This window comes from Kitasatospora sp. NPDC007106 (genome assembly GCF_040634455.1).
GTDB lineage: Bacteria > Actinomycetota > Actinomycetes > Streptomycetales > Streptomycetaceae > Kitasatospora > Kitasatospora arboriphila.
The window spans coordinates 1-3,577 of record NZ_JBEYFP010000619.1 but is presented as its reverse complement, the minus strand read 5'-3'; the positions used below and the strand labels follow the sequence as shown (position 1 = coordinate 3,577).

Below are 3,577 nucleotides of genomic sequence, written 5' to 3'. Positions count from 1 at the left end.
CGGGTGGGCGAGCGCCCAGTCCCGTACGGCGCCGCACAGGGCCCGCCAGCGGGCGCGGGGGGCGGCCGGTGCGGCGGCCAGGGCCGCGTCGGCGGAGCGGGCGGTGCGGAACCCGGCGAAGATCTGCCGCCGGACGGGGTAGTCCCAGTTGCGGAAGGTCCCGCGGCAGGCGACCGGCGCCACCGCGAAGGAGCCGCCGCGCAGCACCTTGTACTCCGGGCCGAAGAACACCTCGGAGTACTCCTTGTACGGCCACGGGGCGAAGCCCGGGTAGGGCAGGAAGTCGCTGGCCGTCCACTCCCAGACGTCGCCGATCAGCTGCCGGGCGCCGCAGGGGGCGGTGCCCTCCGGGTAGCTGCCGGCCGGGGCGGGCTGCAGGTGGCGCTGGCCGAGGTTGGCGTGCTCGGCGGCGGGCGGTTCGTCGCCCCACGGGTAGCGCCGGGAGCGGCCGGAGGCCGGGTCGAAGCGGGCGGCCTTCTCCCACTCGGCCTCGGTGGGCAGCCGCCGCCCGGCCCAGCGGGCGTACGCGTCGGCCTCGTACCAGCTCACGTGCAGCACCGGCTCGTCCGGCGGGACGGGTTCGACGGTGCCGAACCGGCGGCGCAGCCACTGGCCGCCGTCCCGGCTCCAGAAGAGCGGGGCGGTCAGGCCGGCCTGCATCCGGTGCTCCCAGCCGGCCGGTGTCCACCAGCGCGGCTCCCGGTAGCCGCCGTCCTCGACGAAGGCCAGGTAGGCGGCGTTGGTGACGGGGACGGTGTCCAGCCAGTACGCGGGCAGCTCCACCCGGTGCGCGGGCCGCTCGTTGTCCAGCGCCCACGGCTCGGTGTCGGTGCCCATGGTGAACGGGCCCGCGGGGACGAGGACTTCGGCGGGCAGCCGGTCGGCCGGGACGGCCGGCGGGGGAGGGGCGGCCAGCACGGCGGCGCCCTGCCGGAGCTGATGGGTGATCAGCATGGTCTCGTCGTGCTGCTGTTCGTGCTGGGCGATCATGCCGAAGGCGAAGCCGGCGTCCAGCAGCGGCGCGCCCTCCAGCGGGCTGGCCTCCAGCAGGTCGAGGACCCTGCCGCGGACCTCGTGCGCGTAGCGCCGGGCCTCGTCGGGCGGCAGCAGCGGCAGGCTCGGCCGCTCGGCCCGCGGGTGCTCGAAGGCGTCGTAGAGCGGGTCGATCTCGGGGTGCATCGGGTCGTGGCCGCCGACGTTGCGCAGCAGCCACAGCTCCTCCTGGTTGCCGATGTGCGCGAGGTCCCAGACCAGCGGCGACATCAGCGGGGAGTGCTGGGCGGTGAGGTCGTGGTCCTCCACGCAGTCGGTGAGCCCGGCGGTGCGGTCGCGGGCGGCCAGCAGCTCGGTGGCGATCGCCTCGCGGAGCGTCGCCGGGTCGGTGCGGTCGGCGTTCAGCACGGTGCGTCCTCCTCGACGGCGGGGCGACGGCCCGCGCGCACGGCGTCCAGCTGGTCGTCGGCCGGGCAGCGGCCCCGGGCGGGGTAGCGGTCGGCGTACTCGGCCAGGGCGCGGCGCAGGCCGTCGGTGTCGGGCCGGCGGGCGAGCGCCCGCTCGGCGGCGGCGAAGCAGGTGAGCGCGGCCTGCCGCAGTTCGGGGTCGGTGGTGGCGAGGGCGGCGGCCCGTCGCCAGAGGCTGCAGCGCGGCGGCGGCAGCGCCCGGTCGTGGCCGAGCGGCTCCAGCGCGGCGAGCGCGGCGTCGGTCGCCTCCGGGTCGTCGAGCAGCGCGGTGACCAGGGCGAGCGGCACGAGCCAGCCGTCGCCGGGCTGGGCGTCGATCATGCGCAGCTCCAGGTGGCCGCGCGGCCGGACGGGCGGGAAGAGCGTGGTGCGGTGGTACTCGAGGTCGGCGAGGGTCGCGGGCCGCTCGCCGGCGCCGCGCAGCCACTGCCGGAAGGTGAGGCCGGGCGGCGCCGTCCAGGGCCGGCCCTCGGGCCGCCGCACGCACAGCACCTCGGCGTCCAGCACGTACCGGGCCCAGGCCTCGCGCGGGTCGTCGCCGGGCGGCGGTGCGAGGGTGCGGGTCGGGTCCATCCGGGACCACACCACCTGGCGGCTGGACCGGAATCCGGTCGGCCGGCCGTCCAGCAGCGGGGAGTTGGCGAACGCGGCGACCAGCACCGGGCCGAGCCGGTGGACGAGCCGCCAGCGGCGGGCGACGGCGGCCTCGGTGCCGGCGTCCACGCAGACCTGGACGGAGGCGGTGCCGGTCATCATGATCCGGCCCCAGGGCCCGGCGCGGTCGAAGAAGGTCTGCATCGCCCGGTAGCGGGGGTGTTCGGCCTGCATCCGGCGGGTCCGGCCGAGCGGGTCGGTACCGCTGCCGGTGAGCCGCAGGCCCTGCCCGGCGAGTGCGGTGCGCAGGGCGGCCTGGTCGCGCAGCAGGTCGGCGGCGCAGGCGGCGGGGGAGTCGGCGGGCCGGGAGCTGAGCTCGACCTGGCCGCCGGGTTCGCGGGTGAAGCGGGAGCCCGCCGGGAAGCACGGGCCGTCGTGGTCCTCGGGCAGGGCCGCCAGGGCGGCCGCGGTGCGGGCGGGGTCGACCGGCTGCTCGGGACATCGGCTGTCGTGGACGAACCACTCGGCCTCCACCCCCACCAGGGCGGGCGGCCCGATCTTGAAACAGATTCCGGCCAGATGGGTTTCGGCGGACGCCTCGGTCAGCGGCGTCACGCTGGGTGTCTGATCGATTCGGTCGGTGCTTCGCTGCGAACGGACGGGTATCACCGGACTCACCATCCCTCGGTACGCGGTTGCGGCCCGGTATTTCCTGCTCAGTCTGCTACGCGGCAAACATCGCCGCCGCTCAACGCAGGTCAGGAGCGTGCCAGTCGGTGCAGTGCGCACTCCAGCCGCGGTAGCGGCAGGGCGTAGTTGAGTCGGAGCAGCCCCGGTCGGGGCGCGCCGAAGTCCGAGCCGTCCGCCAGTTCCACGTCACGCTCCGTCATCGCCTGCTCCCTCGCCCGTTCGGGTGGCAGGCCGAGGGCGGCGCCGTCCAGCCACAGCAGGTACGAGGCCTGGGGGCGGGCGAGCACGGCCGGGCCGAGCGCCGCCAGGGCGAGGTCCCGGGCGGCGACGAGGTGCCGCAGCAGTCCGTCCAGCCAGTCGCCGCCCTCGGCCAGGGCGGCGCGCTGGACCATCTGCTCCAGCAGTCCGCCCTCCCACACCCCGAGGGCGGCGGCCCGGTCGCGGACCCGGTCGCGCAGACCGGGATCCGGCACCAGCAGCCAACAGCTGGGGATTCCCGAGGTGTTGAAGGTCTTGCCGACCGATCCCACGGTCACCGTGTGCCGGGCCGCGGCCGGATCGGCGACGGCCACCGCGACGGGATGGGGCAGGCCGTGGTCGGGGTGGACGAGGTCGCCGTGCACCTCGTCCGCGACCAGCAGGCCGTCCTCGGCGGCGGCGAGTTCGGCCAGCGCGCCCACCTCGGCGGCCGTGCGCAGCCGCCCGGTCGGGTTGTGCGGACTGCTGACCAGCAGCACTCTCTTCCCCGCGGCCGCCGGCCAGCTGCGCTGGTGGTGCCAGGAGTACGAGCAGGTCCTGGACGCCTTCACCAACTGACCGGACGCCCCGTCAGT

3 protein-coding genes are annotated in these 3,577 nt (G+C 76.3%); all 3 read right to left on the bottom strand.

Annotated elements, in window-relative coordinates; genetic code table 11:
* On the bottom strand, positions 1–1,401 hold a 1,401-nt coding region (egtB, locus tag ABZ641_RS29545; RefSeq protein ID WP_359986660.1), incomplete at its 3' end, for an ergothioneine biosynthesis protein EgtB.
* The gene (gene egtA, locus ABZ641_RS29540; protein ID WP_344625464.1) at positions 1,395–2,669 is read right to left on the bottom strand and encodes an ergothioneine biosynthesis glutamate--cysteine ligase EgtA; all 1,275 of its coding nucleotides are present in this window, start codon (positions 2,667–2,669) and stop codon (positions 1,395–1,397) included. The genes egtA and egtB, both read right to left, overlap by 7 nt.
* Positions 2,670–2,812: 143 nt before the next feature.
* Positions 2,813–3,577, bottom strand: a 765-nt coding sequence (locus ABZ641_RS29535) for an aminotransferase class I/II-fold pyridoxal phosphate-dependent enzyme (RefSeq protein WP_359986658.1), incomplete at its 5' end; no start/stop codon positions are given.